19 protein-coding genes are annotated in these 18739 nt (G+C 62.4%); 11 read left to right on the forward strand and 8 right to left on the reverse strand.

Annotated features, from left to right (window positions below; genetic code table 11):
* Positions 1–49 precede the first annotated feature (49 nt).
* The 6 genes from VLE48_10025 to VLE48_10050 all read left to right on the forward strand — a co-directional run bounded on the left by VLE48_10025 (position 50) and on the right by VLE48_10050 (position 7726).
* Complete coding sequence (locus tag VLE48_10025; GenBank protein ID HSA93336.1) at positions 50–922, forward strand: NAD(P)-dependent oxidoreductase; 873 nt, start codon at positions 50–52, stop codon at positions 920–922.
* Between the two features lie 210 nt (positions 923–1132).
* Entirely contained in the window at positions 1133–2017 is an 885-nt protein-coding gene (locus VLE48_10030) for a fatty acid desaturase (GenBank protein ID HSA93337.1), read from the forward strand.
* Between the two features lie 71 nt (positions 2018–2088).
* Positions 2089–2994 (forward strand): HAMP domain-containing sensor histidine kinase, encoded by a 906-nt coding sequence (locus VLE48_10035; protein HSA93338.1) that lies wholly within the window; start codon positions 2089–2091, stop codon positions 2992–2994.
* On the forward strand, positions 2991–3746 hold the full coding sequence (locus VLE48_10040; protein HSA93339.1) for a response regulator transcription factor: 756 nt from the start codon (positions 2991–2993) through the stop codon (positions 3744–3746). Before VLE48_10035 ends, VLE48_10040 begins: the two co-directional genes overlap by 4 nt.
* 141 nt (positions 3747–3887) lie before the next feature.
* A complete protein-coding gene (locus VLE48_10045) occupies positions 3888–5642 on the forward strand; it encodes a radical SAM protein (protein HSA93340.1) in 1755 nt (584 codons plus the stop codon).
* 65 nt (positions 5643–5707) lie between these two features.
* A complete protein-coding gene (locus VLE48_10050; protein HSA93341.1) occupies positions 5708–7726 on the forward strand; it encodes a protein kinase in 2019 nt (672 codons plus the stop codon).
* A 74-nt stretch (positions 7727–7800) separates the two neighbouring features.
* Here VLE48_10050 and VLE48_10055 read toward each other — a convergent pair whose 3' ends face one another.
* From VLE48_10055 to VLE48_10070, 4 genes are all read right to left on the reverse strand, one after another.
* Positions 7801–9180 (reverse strand): Xaa-Pro peptidase family protein, encoded by a 1380-nt coding sequence (locus VLE48_10055; GenBank protein ID HSA93342.1) that lies wholly within the window; start codon positions 9178–9180, stop codon positions 7801–7803.
* A gap of 48 nt (positions 9181–9228) precedes the next feature.
* Positions 9229–10086 carry a DUF4440 domain-containing protein gene (locus VLE48_10060; GenBank protein HSA93343.1) on the reverse strand — a complete coding sequence of 286 codons (858 nt, stop codon included), beginning with the start codon at positions 10084–10086 and terminating at the stop codon, positions 9229–9231.
* Between the two features lie 12 nt (positions 10087–10098).
* Positions 10099–10437, reverse strand: coding sequence for a hypothetical protein (locus VLE48_10065; protein HSA93344.1), 339 nt, complete (start codon positions 10435–10437; stop codon positions 10099–10101).
* 134 nt (positions 10438–10571) lie between these two features.
* On the reverse strand, positions 10572–11360 hold the full coding sequence (locus tag VLE48_10070) for an SDR family oxidoreductase (GenBank protein ID HSA93345.1): 789 nt from the start codon (positions 11358–11360) through the stop codon (positions 10572–10574).
* A gap of 106 nt (positions 11361–11466) precedes the next feature.
* On the opposite strand from VLE48_10070, the gene VLE48_10075 reads away from it, so the two are divergent.
* Positions 11467–11877, forward strand: coding sequence for a hypothetical protein (locus tag VLE48_10075; protein ID HSA93346.1), 411 nt, complete (start codon positions 11467–11469; stop codon positions 11875–11877).
* Between the two features lie 91 nt (positions 11878–11968).
* On the opposite strand, the gene VLE48_10080 is transcribed toward VLE48_10075, so the two are convergent.
* Positions 11969–12397 carry a hypothetical protein gene (locus VLE48_10080; protein HSA93347.1) on the reverse strand — a complete coding sequence of 143 codons (429 nt, stop codon included), beginning with the start codon at positions 12395–12397 and terminating at the stop codon, positions 11969–11971.
* A gap of 115 nt (positions 12398–12512) precedes the next feature.
* Between VLE48_10080 and VLE48_10085 the strand changes: the two genes are divergently transcribed.
* The gene (locus VLE48_10085) at positions 12513–13211 is read left to right on the forward strand and encodes an RNA polymerase sigma factor (protein ID HSA93348.1); all 699 of its coding nucleotides are present in this window, start codon (positions 12513–12515) and stop codon (positions 13209–13211) included.
* A gap of 2 nt (positions 13212–13213) precedes the next feature.
* Here VLE48_10085 and VLE48_10090 read toward each other — a convergent pair whose 3' ends face one another.
* Positions 13214–15706, reverse strand: coding sequence for a sodium-translocating pyrophosphatase (locus tag VLE48_10090; protein ID HSA93349.1), 2493 nt, complete (start codon positions 15704–15706; stop codon positions 13214–13216).
* A 248-nt stretch (positions 15707–15954) separates the two neighbouring features.
* The gene (locus VLE48_10095; GenBank protein HSA93350.1) at positions 15955–16839 is read right to left on the reverse strand and encodes a helix-turn-helix transcriptional regulator; all 885 of its coding nucleotides are present in this window, start codon (positions 16837–16839) and stop codon (positions 15955–15957) included.
* Between the two features lie 202 nt (positions 16840–17041).
* On the opposite strand from VLE48_10095, the gene VLE48_10100 reads away from it, so the two are divergent.
* The gene (locus tag VLE48_10100) at positions 17042–17362 is read left to right on the forward strand and encodes a hypothetical protein (GenBank protein HSA93351.1); all 321 of its coding nucleotides are present in this window, start codon (positions 17042–17044) and stop codon (positions 17360–17362) included.
* 19 nt (positions 17363–17381) lie between these two features.
* On the opposite strand, the gene VLE48_10105 is transcribed toward VLE48_10100, so the two are convergent.
* Positions 17382–17762, reverse strand: coding sequence for a hypothetical protein (locus VLE48_10105; GenBank protein HSA93352.1), 381 nt, complete (start codon positions 17760–17762; stop codon positions 17382–17384).
* A 137-nt stretch (positions 17763–17899) separates the two neighbouring features.
* Between VLE48_10105 and VLE48_10110 the strand changes: the two genes are divergently transcribed.
* The gene (locus VLE48_10110) at positions 17900–18292 is read left to right on the forward strand and encodes a hypothetical protein (protein ID HSA93353.1); all 393 of its coding nucleotides are present in this window, start codon (positions 17900–17902) and stop codon (positions 18290–18292) included.
* A complete protein-coding gene (locus VLE48_10115) occupies positions 18289–18720 on the forward strand; it encodes a hypothetical protein (protein HSA93354.1) in 432 nt (143 codons plus the stop codon). Before VLE48_10110 ends, VLE48_10115 begins: the two co-directional genes overlap by 4 nt.
* Positions 18721–18739 lie beyond the last annotated feature (19 nt).

An 18739-nucleotide genomic window follows, 5' to 3' on the forward strand; every position in this document is an offset into this window, starting at 1 on the left:
GGGGCCGCGCTCCTTTGTAATCGTGCGTTCGATTTCCGGAGGAGGAATCATGCGCATTGCATTCATTGGAATGGGCATCATGGGGCGACCCATGGCCGCCAACCTGGTGAAGGCCGGGCACGAGGTGACGGTTTGGAACCGGACGCCGGGCAAAGCTCCTGCCGGGGCGCGCGAGGCAGCGTCAGCGCGGGAAGCGGCCCGGGAGGCGGAAGTGGTGTGGATGTGCGTGCCGGACACCGCCGCAGTGGAGCAGGCGCTGTTGGGGCCGCAAGGCGTGGAGGCCTCCCTGAAACCGGGCATGGTGGTGGTGGACTCGAGCACCATCTCACCGGAAGCCACGCAGCGCTTCGCGGAGCGCGTGCGGGCGCGGGGCGCGGATTATCTGGACGCTCCGCTTACCGGCTCCAAGGCGGCCGCCGAAGGCGGCACGCTGATCTTCATCGTGGGAGGGAGCGAGGCGGCGATCGAGAAGCTGCATCCGCTTTGGGGCGCCATGGGCAAACAGGTGATCCGCATGGGCGGTACCGGCATGGGTCAGGGGGCCAAGCTGGGCCTGAACCTGATGATCGCGCTCATGTACGAAAGCTTTGCCGAGGCGCTGACGCTGACGCGGCGGCTGGGTGTGGCTCCGGATTCGTTCCTGGACCTGCTGCGGTCGTCGATGGCGCGCTCCGGGGTGCTGGACTACAAGGCGCCGTTCGTGGAGCGGCGCGATTTTTCCGCCAACTTCCCATTGCGGCTGATGCACAAAGACCTGCACCTGATCCTGGACGCGGCCAAGCAGCATGGCGTACGGCTGCCGGGCGTGGAGGGCGTGGACACGGTGTACGAGGCGGCCAGCCAGGAAGGGCACGACGATCTGGACTACGCGGCTACGCTGCTGCTGATCGAGAAGTGGGCGGGTATGGAGAAGGCGGCGTAGGATCAGGGCTAGAGCCCGTGTCGGGTGAGTTGTCGCCGACACGGGATTTCCCCGGCTCCACCCGGAACAGGATTTGTCCCGCTCTCCCAACCGAAACCCGACAAGCGGGTTATCCCGCACTCCACCAAGCAATTACAGAAGTATTACAGTAGCGGCGGGTGCGAATTGGTAGGCTGGAAGCACTGTTACACGAGGAGTAACACGCGAAAAATGGAACAGGAAACCGTAGCGCCAGAGAGAGTGAACCGGATCAACTGGGTGACCGCCGTCTTCATGATGCTGTTCCACGTGGGGGCGGTGGCGGCGCTGTTTTACTTCAGTTGGTCGGCGCTGGCGGTGGCCGTCTTCCTTTACTGGGTGTCGGGCAGCCTGGGCATCGGGATGGGATATCACCGGCTGCTGACCCACCGGGGCTACAAGACGCCCAGGTGGGTGGAGTACTTCCTAACCACGTGCGGGGTGCTGGCCATGCAGGGGGGCCCCATCTTCTGGGTGGCGACGCACCGCATCCATCACCGCTTCAGTGACATCGAGGGCGACCCGCACTCGCCGCGCGACGGCGGGTGGTGGGCGCACATGGGCTGGATCCTCACCGGGCGCGCGCTCCATCATGATGCTGACGTCCTGGCCAAGTACGCGCCCGACCTGGCGAGAGACCGCTTCCAGGTGTGGATCAGCAAGTACCACTACGTGCCACAGATCGTTCTGGGGATCGGATTGCTGGCGGCGGGAGGATGGCCGTGGCTGCTTTGGGGCACGTTCCTGCGCACGGTGTTCATCCTGCACAGCACCTGGCTGGTGAATTCGGCGACGCACATGTGGGGCAGCCGCCGCTTTGAGACGCGCGACGACTCGACCAACAACTGGTGGGTAGCGCTGCTCAGCTTCGGCGAAGGATGGCATAACAACCACCACGCGCATCCCACCGCGGCACGACACGGTTTGGCCTGGTACGAGCTGGATACGAACTGGATCGGCATCCGGACACTGCAAGCGCTCGGCTTGGCGCGCGACATCAAGCTGGTGAAGCTGAAAGATCCGGCGAGCGAAGAGAGCGCAACCGTTCCCGCGATGGCCGAAGCCGCGGGCGACTAGTCCCGCTATCACCCTTCCCGAGCCTGCAGGGTACAATCCTTGCAGGTTCTTTCTCTTCTGCGGTCCTGGCAATGAACCTGCGCACGCGCCGCAAGTCGGTGGTGTTCTTCGTCACCTTCGGGGTCTGCCTGATCGCGGCGGCCGTGGCCCTAAACGTGAGCTGGATCCTGCTGCACTGGCGCACGCTGGGCTGGCTGCTGCTGGGCTCGATCCTGTCGCTGGCCATCATCGCGGGGCTGGCGCTGAACACCATCTTCCTGGTGCGGGAGATACGACGGAACGAGCAGCACGACAGCTTCCTCAACGCGGTGACGCACGAACTGAAGACGCCCATCGCCTCACTGCGGTTGTACCTGGAGACGCTGAAATCGCGCGACCTGGACGAAGTGCAGCGGCGCGAGTTCTACGACGTGATGCTGGCGGATAGCGACCGCCTGCTGAGCACCGTGGAGCAGGTTCTGCTGGCGGCGCGCACCGGGCAGACGGGTCGCAGCCTGGCCCGCACCGTGGTGGATGTGGCCGAAGTGGTACAGGAATCGGTGGCGCTGGCGCGGACGGCGCACCACCTCAGCCCGGAGGCGCTGCGGTTCCACGCGGCTGATGGGCATGGCGCTCCGGAAGTCCTCGGGGACCGCAATGAGCTCTACGCGGCGTTTGCCAACCTGATCGAGAACGCCATCAAGTACTCGCATGACGGCGTGCAGGTGGAGGTGGAAGTGGCCACGCCGAACGCCGAGAGCGTGACCGTACAGGTGCGGGACCGAGGCGTCGGCATTCCGCAGGACGAGCTGAAGCGCATTTTCAAACGCTTCCACCGCGCTCCCGGGCGGCAGATGACGCGGGTGAAAGGCACCGGGCTGGGGCTGTTCATTGTGCGGTCGGTGATCGAGAAACACGGCGGGCGGGTGCGCGCGGAGAGCGCCGGCGAACAGCACGGCAGCACCTTCACCGTGCAGTTGCCGAGGGTGCAGCCATGAGCGCCGTGCTGGTGGTGGAGGATGAGAAGCACCTGGCGAACGGATTGCGCTTCAACCTGGAAGCGGAAGGCTATCGCGTGGAGCTGGCGGGGGATGGGGAGCGCGCGCTCGAGCGGCTGAAGCGGCCGGAAGCGAACTACGACGCGGTGATCCTGGACGTGATGCTGCCGGGCGTCGACGGTTTCCAGGTGGCGTCGGAGCTGCGGCAAGCGGGCGTCTTTACGCCCATCCTCATGCTGACGGCTCGTGGGCGGCCGGAAGACGTGCTGCGCGGATTCGAGGCGGGCGCCGACGACTATCTGCCCAAGCCGTTCGACCTGACGATTTTGCTGGCCCGGTTGCGCGGCCTGCTGCGGCGGCATCGCTGGTCGCGGAAGAGCGGGGAAGGGGTATCCGCGAATGCCACCGTGCAAGCCCGTCCGGGCAATGGGCCGGAGGCCGATGAGTTTGTCTTCGACGGCAAGCGGATCGACTTCGGAGCCCTGGAACTGCACGCAGGAAAGCAAGCCGTGCGGCTCACGGCGATGGAAGCCGAGCTGCTGCGCTACCTGGTGCAGCACGCCGGCAAGGCGGTGTCGCGCAAGGCGATGTTGCGCGACGTATGGGGCCTGAGCGAGGAGACCGACACGCGCGCCATCGACAACTTCATCGTGCGGCTGCGGCGGTATATCGAGAAGGAGCCCTCCCGTCCGCAGCACCTGCTGACGGTGCGCGGCGTGGGATACCGGTTTGTAGCCGCGCCGGAGAAATAGCCGAGATAACGCGCCGGTGAGTCACCGCATCTCAACCCGAGGCGCTGCGACCGGGGCTCACTTTTTCGGGTAGAATTCGGTGCACGCCGTTGCCATCAGGTTCTGGGACCGGTCGCGTACCGGTGGAACGGAGAGCGTCCCATGAACGCACCGCGAAACGGTAGTCCGCGCAACGGAGACGCCGTTAAGCTGAGCTCGCCACGCGGCAAGCTAATCGTGCTGGCCGCCAGCGATTCCGAATCCTCCGAATACCTGCGCAGCACGTGGCGGCAGATGCTGCTGGCCACGCTTCCGTACCGTTACGCCAAGTGGATGGGGACAGACTGGTCGCTGGCAAACGAGATTGCGGCCGACGGCCAGGCCCGGTACGTCCCGCACGGGTTGCGCGTAGTGGAAGCGCTGCTGCTGAAGAAGTTCTCGCCGGAGCAGATCGCGGTCTGCTATCCGGACCAACTGGAGCGGTTCGTGGGCCCGGAGACGCGGGTGATCGGCATCCATGCCCATAACCCGCTGGGCATCACGTTCGCCACCGACATCTACCCCATGCTGTACGGCGCAACCGCCGAACCCATCAACGCCTACGAGTTCCGGCGGATGATCCTGCACCCGGCGATCTGGCGGCACAAAGAGCACCTGAAGGTCATCGTGGGCGGACCGGGCTCGTGGCAGATCGAGAAGAAGAACCTGCTGGACGAGTGGGGCGTGGATTGCCTGGTGGACGGCGAAGCGGAAGACGCCGTTCTGCCGTTGTTCGAGGCGGCAGTGCGGGGCGAGCCGCTGCCGCGCAAGGTGGAGTGCCACAGCCCGCGGCTGGAGCGAATTCCGCCCATTCACCACCGGTCGACCTTCGGAGTGGTGGAGATCACACGAGGCTGTGGGCGTGGCTGCCAATTCTGCTCGGTGGCACTGCGTGGCGGCAAAAGCATTCCGCTGGAACAGATCCTGCACAACGTGCGGGTGCAAGTGGCCGAGGGCGCCGACACCATCCTTTTCACGACCGAAGACCTGTTCCTGTACGAGCAGGGGCCGAAGTTCCAGACTAATCGCACGGCGCTGAAGAAGTTGTTCGAGTCGGTGGCCGCGGTGCCGGGCGTGAAGCACCTCATGCTGACGCACGGCACCATCGCGCCGGTGGTGCTGGAGCCGGAGGTGATCGAAGAACTTTCGCCCATCGCCGTGAGCAAGGCGGTGGGGCAGCACAAGGCTTCCACGCATTCCGATCACCGCTATGCCAACCTGTTCGTCGGCCTCGAGACCGGATCGCCCCGACTGTTCACCGAGTACATGAAGGGCAAGGGATACCCGTTCCGTCCGGAGCAGTGGCCGGACGTGGTGCTGAAGGGGATGGAAATCCTCAACCGGCACAACTGGTTCCCGTTCTGCACCTGGATCATCGGGCTGCCAGGCGAGACGCGCGAGGACACCAAGCAGACCCTCGACCTGCTCTATTGCCTGAAGGATGCCAAGTGGTGCGCCATCCCTACGCTATTCGTGCCCCTGGAAGACACGCGGCTCGAGAACAAGGAAAGCGCCAAGCTGGTGAAGATGACCGACCTGCAGTGGGAGGTGTTCTTCACCTGCTGGCGCTACAACCTGGATTTTTACCGCAACACGCCCTCGGTGCAATGGAAGTTCAACCTGGGCGTGCCGATCTACTACTACCTGATGGGGCGGCGGCTGTTCGGTCCGGAGATGAAGTATCCGTTGTTCCGCCTGGGACACTTTCCGGAGCGCTTCCTACGGCGCAGGCTCTACCTGGACTTCAGCGGAGGAACAAAGCCACGCTATCGCGTTCCCGAGTTCGTGCCCGTGCCGGAGCACCATTCGCGGCCGGCCCTGCCGGACCTGGTGCAGCTCGGAGGAACGCTGGGGGCGCGAGCGAGCGCGGACGACTAGGATTCCTCACTGAAGCTGCCCTCTGACTTCGACCTTTCCGTCGTGGTGAAGGATAATCGTCGCTCATGATCGGCCAACAGCTCGGCCACTACCGCATTGAAGCGCAGATCGGCGCCGGCGGCATGGGTGTGGTGTATCGCGCGCAGGATGAGAGCCTGGGCCGCGCGGTAGCGCTCAAGCTGGTGAGCGAGCGCTTCATGGCGGATCGCAAGGCTCGTAAACGGTTGATTGACGAGGCGCGGAATGCTTCCGCCCTGAACCATCCCAACATCTGCACCATCTTCGAGGTTGGGGAAGCCGACGGACACACCTACATCGCCATGGAGCATGTGGAAGGGCGCACGCTCAACGGCATAGTGCTGGGCCAGGGGCTGCCGCCGGAAACGCTGCTGCGCTACGCGGTGCAGATCGCGGACGCACTGGCGCATGCGCATCAGCGTGGAGTCATTCATCGCGACCTGAAGAGCGCGAACGTGATGATCACGACCGAAGGGCGGGCCAAGGTGCTGGACTTCGGGCTGGCCACCCGGGAGCGGGAGCAGGAGATCGAGGATGCGACGCGCTCGCGCATGTCGCTGACGGAAGCAAAGACAGTGGCGGGCACGTTGCACTACATGCCGCCGGAGGTGCTGCGCGGGCAGCCGGCGGATGAACGCTCGGACATCTGGTCGCTGGGCGTGATGCTCTATGAGATGGCCGCGGGCCGCTTGCCGTTCTCTGGAGCCACGACTTACGAGCTGAGTTCGGCCATTCTGCGCGAACCGATACCGGCACTTCCGGCGAACGCGGGAAGCGGCTTGCGAGCCGTGGTAGGGCGCTGTTTGAAGCGCGAACCCGGCGAGCGTTACCAGAAGGCCAGCGAGGTGCGGGCGGCGCTGGAGACGCTGGAGTCGAGCACGGAGGTGACCGTCCCGGTGCCGGCGGCGGGAGAGACGCAACGCGTATCACGGTGGGTGATAGTTGGCGGGGCCGTACTCATTGCTGCGGTGATTATCGCGATAGGGATTCGCGGGACGCCGTTCGGCATCGGTATCACCTCCAGCGAAGGTCGTGAATCACCCGCACGCCAGCCCGTCATGCAGTTGGAGTTTGAGGGCAAGCCCTCCGCGAATGCGGAAGCCAATGAATACTTCCAGAAAGGCGTACTGTTCCTGAACACGCAGTTCAACGTGCCGCGGGCGCGCGAAATGTTCGAGCGGGCGCTTGAGATCGATCCCCGGTTCGGCAAAGCCCGAGGCGTTTATGCGTTTACCTACGTGCTGATGATCGAGGGCGGGTACTCCAATGACTCCGCTCTGCTTTACAAGGCAGAAGCAGAAGCGCGGCGCGCGCTGCAGGACGACCCCAGCTCACGCCAAAGCCGGATCGCCCTGGCCGGGGTCTATCTGCTGCAAGGGCGCAAAGAGCTGGTTTCCGGAGAGCTGGAGCAAGTGTCGAAAGGGGATCCGAACAGCGGGCTGCCGGCCACAATGTGGGAGCTGCTCTATCACAGGTTCAACGGGAACTACGGGCGAGCGGAGCAACTGGCCAACGAAATGTTAGCCGCCACGCCCACGTTTTTCCCGGCGCGCACCTACCGGGGAGAGATGTGGCGCGAGCAAGGCAAGCCGGCCGACGACATTCGGGAACAGGAGAAGGTATTAGAGCAGGATGCGACAAATATTCTTGCGCTCGGCCACCTGAGCCGCGCTTACCTCGACTTGGGAGATGTAGCCAAGGCGCGGGCCACGCTGGAACGTGTAAAGCCGGAAGACCGCCGGAACTACCGCATTCGCCTGGCGCGCGCCTTGGTCCTGGCGCGGGAAGGGAAGCGGGTGGAAGCGCTCAAGGAAATGGACTCCGAAGTGCAGAAGTATGCCGGATCGAGTGCGCCTTTAAATGTCCAAGCGGCGGCTTTTTACGCGACGCTGGGCGAGAAAGAAAAGGCGCTGGAATGGCTTGACCGTGCTGTGCGCAATGGAGATGAACGCGCGGAGTATTTCCAGAGCGACCCGTTGTTGCGCAGCATTCGCGACGAAGCACGGTTCAAACAGGTTCTGGAGTCCATCGCCTACCGGCGGCAGCAGCGTACGCCGGGGATGTGAAGACGATCTTCTAGGACGAATTTCCCATGTCTGCGCGGAAAGGCGTGCGCAGACATGGGGCCCAGCCGGCACGGCTAGATCTGAATCCAGCACCACTCCTTGGTAAGCGGCGTCTGGTTGAACTGTTCGCCGCCGGTCTTGGTTACTCTCACAAGGTTCGAGTGGTTGTAGCCAAAGCCGCCCGCCGGATTGTAGAGGCCGGGTTCGTTGGAGAAGGTCATGTTCTCTTCGAGCAGCATGGTGTCGCCGAGGGCAAGATAAGGCGCCTGGTGGCCCTCGCTGCCTTCGCCGTGGGCGGGGCGGTGATAGACGTACTTTTCCATGCCGCCGTCCTTTGCCACTTTGAGCACGCCTTCCGCCACGGCATTGCAGGGTGTGCCGGCCTGCATGAGCTTCTGCTGCTCGAGCGTCATGGCGGTGTGCACTTCCCACATCTTGCGATGGAGGTCGGTGACGGCGGGGCCGGCGATCTGCATGGCGCGATAGCCTTCGCCCCCATAGCCGCCGATGCGCACGCCGGCGGCGATCTGGATGGCGTCGCCGCGCTCGATCTTCTTGTAGAAAAACTGGTTGGGATGGGGATAGGCGGTGGCCACGCCAGTGCGGCACTCGAACCCGACACCGACTCCGACCCCGGTGTGCGGGCGGCCATCGAGCTTGAGATATTTCACGAGTTCGGCGGCACCGAAAGCGCTGGTGGCGTGGCCGACTTCGAAGTCGGTGGCGTCGGTGCCGTAGCCCAGGATGTAGCTACGGGCGAAGTCCATCATGCGGTCATGGAGGGCGATGCCCACGCGGCAGAGCGCCAGCTCCTCTTCGGTCTTGACCTGGCGCATGCGCAGCAACGTCTCACCTACGGTCTTCCATTCCGGCTTCATCTGCGGCGTAGTCTTGCGCAGCGAGGCCGCCTCGTCGTCCGACAGAGGTTGCTCGAAGCCGATGCGGCCGGAAGCGTGGCCGCGCTTCTTCAGGCCTTCCAGCATCCAGGCGAACAGGTCGGCGGTGGGGCCGGCTGTCCACACCACCTGGTTGTAAGCACCGTGGTGGTGGTAGTCGAAATACCATTCGCCGTCCTTGATCCACCAGGTTTCCCACAGGTCGCGATCGAGGCCGGGATAGAAGATGGCCGGGTCGCCCTGGGCGGGCACGAACAGCCAGATGGCGCGCTCGGTGGTGGTGGCGAAGGCGCCGGTGAGGTACTGAATATTGTCGGAACCGGTGACGACAGCGCCATCGAGCTTCTTTTCCGCCAGCTTCTGCTGGAAGCGCCTCATGGTCGCCTGGTGCCACTCGGCCGGCAGGCGGAAGGGACCGGTCAGCGGCGGATACTCCTTGGCGGGCAGCTTGGCAGCCTGGTCTTCGGCGCGCATCATGGCACGAGCGGCTTGGGGCGCGGCCAGCGCAGCGCCAGCCAGGGCAACCGACGATGACTTCAGGAACTTGCGACGTTGCATCAGCGATTCTCCTCTCTCCTCGAGACTGAAACTAATTTCAATGCGACATCAGGGTTGAGCCGCGGCCGTGGTCATGCCCTGCGGATAGTCGTGCATGCTGAGAATGCGCCAGGTTCCCGCGGTGCGCCGCATTACCATCATGCCGCGCCCGGGGTGGTCCACAGACGCGCTGGTGTGCCGGTACTCGTAGGCCGACCAGGCGGTATCTCCGACAATGCGGATTTCGGTGTGATGGATGTCCAGATACAGTCCGCGCTCGCCAAAGTAACGTTGGCGGACATGAGCCAGGCATTCCTCGCGTCCGTGGAACTCGCCGGAACCCAGGAACAGGCTGATGTGCGGATCGAAACACTGCGCCAGTGCAGCAGTGTCCTGGCGGTTGAAGGCTTCACGACAAGCTTTCATGGCGGAGTCCAGTTCTGCCAGTTCCGGGTCGGGACCGCTCTGCTGGCGGAATTGCAGGACGCGGCGCTGCAAGTCGAGCGTGGTGCCGAGCTGTTCCAGCAGGTCCACGCCGAAAATGCCGTCGATGCGCCGGCCGCAGGCCTCGCCAATGGAACTGAGGTCGATGGCGGGCAGACGCAGGTTGCGCAGCACGCGGCTGCCTAGTTGCAGTTGCGGCACATGAACTTCGCGCGCGCGGGCGGAGGCGGTTCCGCTGTAAGAGGTGACGCTGATCTCGCGGGAGGCGCCTTCTGGAAACGACTTCAGATTCAGCACCGAGGTGGCGCCTGTATCCACCAGGAAGCGCATCTTGGCGCGCTCCACCTGGACAGCGACTACCGGCAACCGGTCGCAGCGCTCGAGCGGAACCTCATCCGCAGCATTGTTTTGCGGTGTGGCCAGGGCAAGATGGGGCAATCCGAAAAGCAGGAGAGAGAGCGCTGCCCGGCGAGCACCGGTCATAGGCAAGACATTCTACTCTGCACGAGGCACTGGCCGGTCTGCGGACTTGCCAAGCTGAATCAGCAGATAGACGGAAGCGACCAGGAGCAGGGGCGAGGAGTAGAAACCGGGCATGGGGCGCGGAAACCGAATGGCCGGTAGTGTGTGCCCGAGTATGGTCCCAACGATGTGGCCGGTGCCATTCACGAGCATGAGAATGGCAAAAAAATAGGCCAGCGGCCGCAACCAGCGCGCCCCGCGGAACGCGAACGGCGACAGGGCAAACAACACCATCACACCGATCACGAGCCCAGTGAGCCACTCGTTGAACTCGAACACGGGCATCGGGAACCACTCGTAACGTTCGCGCATTGCCAGAACCGTAGGGTTGTACACAGAGAGGAAGCCAGTCAGAGCCTCGTCGGCTACGTGGAACGCGAGAGCAGCACATAACGCAACCCACGCGATGCCCAGACGGCGATATTCAATCCGATCGGACCGCATGGTCAGAGGCCTTTGTAGCTTCCACCGTCGACCAGCAGGGTCTGGCCGGTGATGTAGGAAGCCCGCTCGGAGGCCAGCCAGAGGATAGCGTCCGCGACCTCTTCCGGCCGGCCGATGCGGCGCAACGGTACATCCGCGGCCCAGCGGTCGTACATCTCCTGCACGCTGATGCCGGCGGCCAGCGCGCGGGTAGCCGCGAGTTCCTTCAGGCGGTCGGTGGCGGTGTAGCCAGGAGCGACGTTATTGACGGTAATGCCGTCCTTGCCGAACTCGTTGGCCAGACTCTTTACCAGTCCCACTACGGCGGCGCGAACGGCGTTGGAGAGCACGAGGTCGGGAATGGGCTGCTTGACCGAGACCGAGGTAATCGTGATGAGGCGTCCCCAGCGATTACGTTGCATGTGAGGAAGCACGGCGCGCGCGAAATGGACCACGCTCAGGAAGTTCTGCGCCACGGCTTTCTGCCAGTCGTCGGGCGTGGTAGCGAGGAAGTTCTTGGCGGGCGGGCCGCCGGCGTTGGTGACGCAGACGTCGAGCCGTCCGAACTCGCGGACGACTGTTTCGACAAAGCCCGCTACCGCTTCGCCCTGCGTGACGTCGAGGGGCTGCGCCAACACGCGGACGCCGTGTTGGCGGCGGATCTCCTCCGCGGCGGAGGCCAACGTGCTCTCATTGCGGGCGCACAGGGCCACGCACGCACCCTCGGCGGCAAAGGCTCCGGCGGCGGCGCGGCCCATACCCTGGCTGGAGGCGGCAACGATGACGGCGCGGTCCTTCAGACCCGTGTCCATAAAGAACGAAGATTATGACAGAGTTGGGCCGTCAATCCGGCAGCACACCCCAGCTTCGCCGCGGCACACGCGCCGTATAATCGGAATGAGCATTCGTGAGGTTCTCATGCGTTCGGAAGTACGTGCCGTAATCCTCCCCATCCTCTTCCTTTTCATCTGGTCAGCGGCTTCCGCCCAGGAACCCGTGAGCCAACCGCCCGACGATCCAGCAACTGCGGCGGTGGCGGCCGGGCAGCCTGAGCCCCAGTTTGGGCGCCGACGGCGGGAGAAGACTCCCCAGGAGATCGAGATGGAGCGCCGGCAGGCCAAGGCGTTGAACAAGCAGCGGCACGAAGAACTGAAGCAAAGCACAGACAAGCTCCTGGAGCTGTCCGAACAACTGAAGGAATACGTGGATAAGACCGACGAGAACATGCTCTCGCTGGACGTCATCAAGAAAGCGGAGGAGATCGAGAAGCTGGCCAAGCGGGTGAGAGAAAAGATGAAGGGTTACTACGGGCCGCCCATCAAGCCCTGACCCTTATGCGTGGTGGAAGAGTCGATGCGAGGGCGCGTGGAGGCGCCCTCGCGGCTTCTGGGCCCTATGCCGGATCCGATATCTCGGTCGCTCAGGCAGCGGGTGTGAGGCGAAGGTGGGCCGTTTGCCGAACGGCGACCGTCTCTTCTCTAACCTCGGCCAGGCGCGCCAGTGCGAAAGCGCCGAGTGCGATTTCCAGGTCGCGGACGGCCACGTCGAAGAAGCCTCCGGTCATGACCAGGTTGACCGCGATCGCGGCCAGCCACGCGGCGGCAATGTAGCTGCCCAAGCGCGTCCAACGCGTCAGGATGGCGAGCCCGACCATCATCTCAACCACGCCGACGGTCCGCATGAAGGTAGAGGCGCTTACCGGAATCACTTCCAGCACCAAGGGGTTGAGGTACATGGTCCAGTTAGTCAGCAGGTTAAAGAACTTATCGAGGCCGGCCAGGAACGGGCCGAGGCCGAGTCCGACGCGCAGCGCCCAGAAGGCGGGATTCAATCGCTTGTCGAATGCCATAACTCCTCCCGTACGCACCGAGTGGCGAGCCAAGGGAGTGGTTACAGCCCTTTCGCCAGCAAACATTCTGTAACCGCGGGAGGTGCCGGCCGCTCTATTCGGTAGGAGCAGAAGCATGATCGAGAATCCGACGGTGCAGGTTGGGGCCGCCTCCCAGATGAGCGATGAAGAGGTGGTGAGGCGCGTGTTGGCGGGCGATCGGGCATTGTTCGAGATCCTGATGCGGCGTTACAACCAGCGCCTGTATCGCGTGGCACGCGCCATCCTGCGCGAAGACGCGGAGGCGGAGGACGTCATGCAGGAAGCGTACGTCCGCGCCTATGAGCACCTCGATCAATTCGCCGGCCGCGCCAAGTTCTCCACCTGGCTGACCAAGATCGCCGTGCACGAGGCGCTGGCCCGGGCGCAAAAGCGCGGCCGCTTCGACCCACTGGAGTCCGTCGCGGATTTCGAAGGAGACATCATGGCGAGCCTGAGCAAGCCCGAGCCGACACCGGAACGAGCGGCCGCCCAAGAGGAGACGGCACGGATGCTGGAGCAGTCCATCGAGGCGCTGCCTGCGGCCTATCGATCGGTTCTGGTGCTGCGCGAACTGGAAGAGATGAGCACGGCGGAGACCGCGGAAGCGCTGGGCCTGACCGAATCCAACGTCAAAATACGGCTGCACCGGGCACATGCCCTGCTGCGGAGAGAACTCTACGCGCGGGCCGGAGCGAAGAGCGCGGATGCGTTCCAGTTCCAAGCCCCGCGCTGCGACCGGGTCGTGGAGAACGTGATGGCCCGCATCACGGTGCAACCGGCAGGAAGCGCATAGCCCTAGGGCACGCCCGGGGTGGTCCCGATGAGCTCGGGTTTCGCCGCGCCGCCGGCGGCGGTGATGCGCATCCCGTAGAACGACCGGTAGACAAAGAAGACCGAAACCGCAAAGAAGCCGGCGGCCAGCAGATGGCTGGCGGTGGCTCCCGCCTCGTAGGTGAGCTTCACGGCCAACTCTACCGCGAGCAATCCAAAGAGCGTGGTGAACTTGATGACCGGGTTCATGGCTACCGACGAGGTGTCCTTGAAGGGATCGCCCACGGTATCGCCCACCACGGTGGCGTCATGCAGGGGAGTGCCTTTCTGCTTCAGTTCGACCTCGACGATCTTCTTGGCGTTATCCCAGGCGCCGCCGGCGTTGGCCATAAAGATGGCCTGGTAGAGGCCGAAGATGGCGATGGAAATGAGATAGCCGATGAAGAAGAAGGGCTCCACAAAGGCGAACGCCAGAGTGCCAAAAAATACTGCCAGGAAGATGTTGAACATGCCTCGCTGGGCGTACTGCGTGCAGATGTGGACCACCTTCTTGCTGTCCTCGACCGAGGCTTTCTCCACGCCCTCCAGCTTGATGTTGGCCTTGATGAACTCCACGGCGCGGTAGGCGCCGGTGGTGACCGCCTGCGTGGAGGCGCCGGTGAACCAGTAAATCATGGCGCCGCCGGTGATCAGGCCGAGCAGGAAGGGGGCATGCAGCAGCGACAGCAGTTCCTTGTTCACGGTTAAGCCTTGAGTCAGGGCCATGATGATGGAGAAGATCATGGTGGTGGCGCCGACGACGGCCGTTCCGATCAGCACCGGTTTGGCGGTCGCCTTGAAGGTATTGCCGGCGCCGTCATTCTCTTCCAGCATGTGCTTGGCACGCTCGAAGTTGACCTCGAAGCCGTGTTCCTTGCGAATCTCATCCTTCACGCCGGGAATCAGTTCGATCAGCGACAGCTCGTAGATAGACTGCGCGTTATCGGTGACGGGGCCGTAGGAGTCCACGGCGATGGTCACCGGTCCCATGCCCAGGAAGCCGAAGGCGACCAAGCCGAAAGCGAAGACGGACGCGGCCACCATCACGTTCTCCAGCCCCTGGGAGGCGATCAGGTAGGAGATGGCCATGAGCGTGACCATGGAGAGGCCGAGCCAGTAGGCGGAGAAGTTGCCGGCCACGAAACCCGACAGGATATTCAGCGAGGCGCCACCTTCGCGCGCCGAGGTCACGATCTCCCGGACGTGCCGCGACTTCGTGGAGGTGAATACCTTGACCAGCTCCGGAATGAGGGCCCCGGCCAGCGTTCCGCAGGAGATGATGCTGGCGAGCTTCCACCACAGGCTGCTGTCCCCCGCGAGCTCCGGAATCATGAAGTAGGAGACGACATAGGTGAGGGCGATGGAGACGAAGGAAGTCAGCCAGACCAGGGTGGTAAGCGGCGCTTCGAAGTTCATCTCCGTGGCGTGGCCGTAGCGGGCACGGGCCATGACGTCGTTCAGGAAATAGGCGGCGGCGCTGGCTACCAGCATCATGATGCGCATGGCGAAGATCCACACCAGCAACTGCACCTGGATGACGGGATCCTTGATGGCCAGCAGGATGAAGGTGATGAGCGCGACCCCGGTGACGCCGTAGGTCTCGAAGCCATCGGCGCTGGGGCCGACGGAGTCGCCGGCATTGTCGCCGGTGCAATCGGCGATGACGCCGGGGTTGCGGGCGTCGTCTTCCTTGATCTTGAAGACGATCTTCATCAGGTCGGAGCCGATGTCGGCGATCTTGGTGAAAATGCCGCCGGCGATGCGCAGCGCCGCCGCGCCCAGCGATTCGCCGATGGCGAAGCCGATGAAACAGGGGCCGGCGTAATCCCCCGGGACGAACAGCAGGATGAACAGCATGATGAGCAGCTCGACACTGATCAGGAGCATGCCGATGCTCATGCCCGCCTTCAGCGGGATGGCATAGATGGGGAACGGCTTGCCGCCCAGGCTGGCGAACGCAGTGCGCGAGTTGGCGAACGTGTTCACGCGAATGCCGAACCAGGCCACACCGTAGCTTCCGGCGATGCCCACCAGGCTGAACAGCAGAATGATCACCACGCGGAGGGCTTCGAACTTCAGCAGCACGCCGAAGTAGAGCACGATGACGGAGGCGATGAAGGCCTCCAGAACCAGGATGAATTTGCCTTGGGTGATGAGATAGGTCTTGCAAGTTTCGTAGATGAGCTCGGAAATCTCCCGCATGGAGCGGTGCACGGGCAGGTTCTTGAGATGCATGTAGATGGCCAGTCCGAACATCAGGCCAAAGAAGCAGAAGAGGATGCCCACCAGCAGCAAGCGGTGGCCGTCAACGCCCAGGAAGGTGACCTGGGAGACGTCGGGGAGAATCAGCGAAGCTTCGCCGCCGGGCTGGTGCTCCTGCGCCTGGGCGAAGGTGGGCGCCGCCAGGACCGCCAGCAGGGCGAGCACCGTCATAAGGGTCTTCGCGGGACGGTCGAGCGCCGCCGGAACGATGCGCATAGTACCTCCGAGATCCAACCTCAATGTAGGGGTGTGACGCGCTTCCACTAGAAGGGAACCGAGGTTAGCTTGGCCGCGCCGCGCGTCCCGCCTGGGCAGACCGCACAGACTGGACGAAGGGTTTTTATAACACCGGGCTCGCCGATGGGTCAACGCAGAAGGGTGCGGCGTAAGGAGCATTCTGAACCTAGAAGCTGTGAAACAATTTCGGCACCGCGAGTGCGGATTTCCAGCTTACAACTGTCGGCCTAGCCATTGTTGCGCTTGCGCATCCTACTAAGCCTCGCTGGAGATTGAAAATGGAGAGGATCTCTGAGGTTTTGCAGTTCACGGTAATAATAGAGCGCCGTGGGTCGCTTTCCCTGGATTCTCAGTTTCTTTAGAAACTCGATTTCCTCTTCCGACGCATCAGCACTGAGCGCGCGATTGCGAAGGAATTCTTTGAGGCCCGGCTCCTCTAAGGGCTGGACTTCCTGCTCAACAAACTCGAGTTTCTTGAAATTCGCTGGCACTAGCCTCCGGTTCAGGACAACCTCCATACGAAAAGTCAAAAGGTCGATGTCCCAGGATTCAATGAGCGGATCCAGGAAAGATGTGCAGTTTTCAACGGAGAGATTGGAGATATCGGCATCCAGGAACTCAAGGGTGCTGGCGCGCATCTGTTGGCGGCTTCGGTGGCTCAGGCGAGCCACCAGGCGAAGCCAGGGTTCGCTTGCCAGTTTTTCGCGGGCGACATTCTTGGCCACTTCCAGGAGCTTTTGTGTGACCAGACGTTCGAGTTCGCCGAAGGGCTGCTTCTCAAAGATGGCACGTGCCTGGTTTCTCTTGGCAGGAACGCACTTTCGCAGAATCAGCTCCCGCACTTCCCTAAACAACGGGTCGGTGGGACCGAGTTTCTTCTTGATTTCCTCTGTGCGCTGCAGTTCGGCCATCCTAGAGAGCTCACCCTTGGGAAGCCTCAAGAAAGCTCCGATTCTTTCGTAGAGCTTTGTCCGTTCGGGCGCCGGGGGCGCCTTTTTCCCTGTCAACAACTGAGAGATGTAGGACTCGGTAACGTGGGCGGCGATCGCCAAATCCCGTTGCTCGAGGCCGAGCTTGCGAAGCCGGCGCCGGATCACCAAGGTCACATCCACGGCGGTTCTCCGATTGAAGCGGTGGGTTAACCAAATATGGTTAAGCAAATCAAACATATACTGAAATAGATTGACAAAGCAAGTAAATCCAGGTAGGCTATTTACATGGGCGAGCGCCTCTGCTCACTCCTTCAGGTCTTCTGAGCTAAGTCAGTTCATCTGAGTGCTTCCCCTTAGCCAATAGACAACCTAGGAGGTTGACATGTTTGCTCGCAACGTCTCCATGCATCTGAAGCCCAACACTCTCGCCGAGTTCACGCAGACCGTCGAAAAGGACGTCATCCCGTTTCTTCGCAAGCAGAAGGGCTTCCAGGACGAGATCACCTTCGGCATCCCTGGTGGAACCGATGTCATCTCGATCAGTCTGTGGGACAACAAAGAGAACGCGGATGCCTACAACGTCGCAGGCTACCCGGAAGTGCTGAAGAGCCTGGCCAGGGTACTGGACGGAACTCCCAAGGTTCGAGTTTCTGACGTCCTCAACTCGACCTCGCACAGAATCGCCGCTCCAGCCGGAGCCTGAGCCATAAGGCTTTCGGTGTTCAGATCGGGGGCGGGCAGGTTCCGCCCTCTCTTCCCTGAAACCAGGAGGTTTCAATGCGTACGAAAGTGGTGAAATGGATTTGCATCGCGGCATTGCTCGTTCTCGCGATCCTGTGGCGCTCATCTTCCAACAGCTGGACTTTTGCGGCGGCCTGGTTGGTCTGGGCGGGTGCCGCCGTCGTTTCTGTGCAGGCGGCGCGAGTACATAGATCCGTGTGGGCTGGCGTCTTCTTGGCAATGTGCTTGCTTTTCAACCCTTTCGTACCCGTTTCCGCTTCCCCTAGTTCGTTCTTGGTGCTGTATTCAGTATGCCTCGCGATGTTCCTCATCTCTCTGAGTGCATTGAACACCAGCCCAAGACTTTCCATTGCTTCGATCACCGATCGGACTCCGGGAAGCGAGTCGCTGTAGTGGGGTCATGATGGACCCAGCGAGTACACCTCGTCCTCCAGCCACCACTCAGGCTGGACTCTTCCGAATGTTGGAGTGCGCTGTAATCCTGAACTGGGAAGACTTGATGCAGGCCGCTGCCAACTCAGGTTTGATTCAGATTGAATACCCAACTGGGCCTAGTGATTCGCTCGAGTATCTAAAAATCTGGTCCTCCGGAACCAGAGGCTACTGGAAACTCGTCTGTGAATACCAGATGTGTGCCCTTCCTTTGCATGCCAGGGGCTTGAGTTTTAGCAACGGCTACTACTCTGGGGATTTGGCCCAGATGCTGGAAGTGGTCATGCAACATCAGGATACATTCGTGCGTCAGCCCAGGGGGCATGGCTTGATTCAAATCCATACGCCCACTGCAGGAGAAAGAGTGGCAGCCGACACGTCGATGGGCGACGTTTTGGACCTGGTCGCGTCCGACCGGCAGGATTGCGGTCGCCTTGAATACGAGGGGAGACTCGGATGACAGACACCTTAAGAGCGGGAACTATCATGATGCGGGCTGGCACACTCATGCCGGAATCCTTGCGAGTAGAGGCCGAAGCCTACTGCCCCGCTTGGGACACGATGAAGGACTCGGATGGCGATCTGCTTGATCGCAACCTTCGAGGCGTGGGCTGGAGCTTCTTCTTCCTCGCGGCACGCATTGAAGCGATGGGCTGGGGTTCCTGGAAAGAAAGAACTGTACGGCGAGCAATGAAGCGGGTGCTCGAGCAAGTGAAATTCTCGAATTTCAATTGCCTGGAGATAACGAGAATCACCGCCAAACGATTCTTGGGTCTTCCCTACGTGCACGTCTCGGCTCACTCCAGGCATATCCAGAAAGGTCACGTCTTGCAAGCGCATGCGGAACGAGGCCGAGCCGAAGTGGCTGCCGACTGGGCTCTAGGGTGAATCCTCCCTGGGAGCCGCC

The sequence above is a fragment of the Terriglobales bacterium genome (assembly GCA_035454605.1).
Taxonomy (GTDB): Bacteria; Acidobacteriota; Terriglobia; order Terriglobales; family Acidobacteriaceae; genus DATMAB01.

Coding starts and splice junctions, on each gene's coding strand:
- VLE48_10100 (HSA93351.1), top strand. CDS start 17,042: ATGTTTGCTCGCAACGTCTCCATGCATCTGAAGCCCAACACTCTCGCC.
- VLE48_10075 (HSA93346.1), top strand. CDS start 11,467: ATGCGTTCGGAAGTACGTGCCGTAATCCTCCCCATCCTCTTCCTTTTC.
- VLE48_10060 (HSA93343.1), bottom strand. CDS start 10,086: ATGACCGGTGCTCGCCGGGCAGCGCTCTCTCTCCTGCTTTTCGGATTG.
- VLE48_10110 (HSA93353.1), top strand. CDS start 17,900: ATGCAGGCCGCTGCCAACTCAGGTTTGATTCAGATTGAATACCCAACT.
- VLE48_10035 (HSA93338.1), top strand. CDS start 2,089: ATGAACCTGCGCACGCGCCGCAAGTCGGTGGTGTTCTTCGTCACCTTC.
- VLE48_10115 (HSA93354.1), top strand. CDS start 18,289: ATGACAGACACCTTAAGAGCGGGAACTATCATGATGCGGGCTGGCACA.
- VLE48_10065 (HSA93344.1), bottom strand. CDS start 10,437: ATGCGCGAACGTTACGAGTGGTTCCCGATGCCCGTGTTCGAGTTCAAC.
- VLE48_10025 (HSA93336.1), top strand. CDS start 50: ATGCGCATTGCATTCATTGGAATGGGCATCATGGGGCGACCCATGGCC.
- VLE48_10070 (HSA93345.1), bottom strand. CDS start 11,360: ATGGACACGGGTCTGAAGGACCGCGCCGTCATCGTTGCCGCCTCCAGC.
- VLE48_10085 (HSA93348.1), top strand. CDS start 12,513: ATGATCGAGAATCCGACGGTGCAGGTTGGGGCCGCCTCCCAGATGAGC.
- VLE48_10030 (HSA93337.1), top strand. CDS start 1,133: ATGGAACAGGAAACCGTAGCGCCAGAGAGAGTGAACCGGATCAACTGG.
- VLE48_10055 (HSA93342.1), bottom strand. CDS start 9,180: ATGCAACGTCGCAAGTTCCTGAAGTCATCGTCGGTTGCCCTGGCTGGC.
- VLE48_10050 (HSA93341.1), top strand. CDS start 5,708: ATGATCGGCCAACAGCTCGGCCACTACCGCATTGAAGCGCAGATCGGC.
- VLE48_10090 (HSA93349.1), bottom strand. CDS start 15,706: ATGCGCATCGTTCCGGCGGCGCTCGACCGTCCCGCGAAGACCCTTATG.
- VLE48_10045 (HSA93340.1), top strand. CDS start 3,888: ATGAACGCACCGCGAAACGGTAGTCCGCGCAACGGAGACGCCGTTAAG.
- VLE48_10040 (HSA93339.1), top strand. CDS start 2,991: ATGAGCGCCGTGCTGGTGGTGGAGGATGAGAAGCACCTGGCGAACGGA.
- VLE48_10080 (HSA93347.1), bottom strand. CDS start 12,397: ATGGCATTCGACAAGCGATTGAATCCCGCCTTCTGGGCGCTGCGCGTC.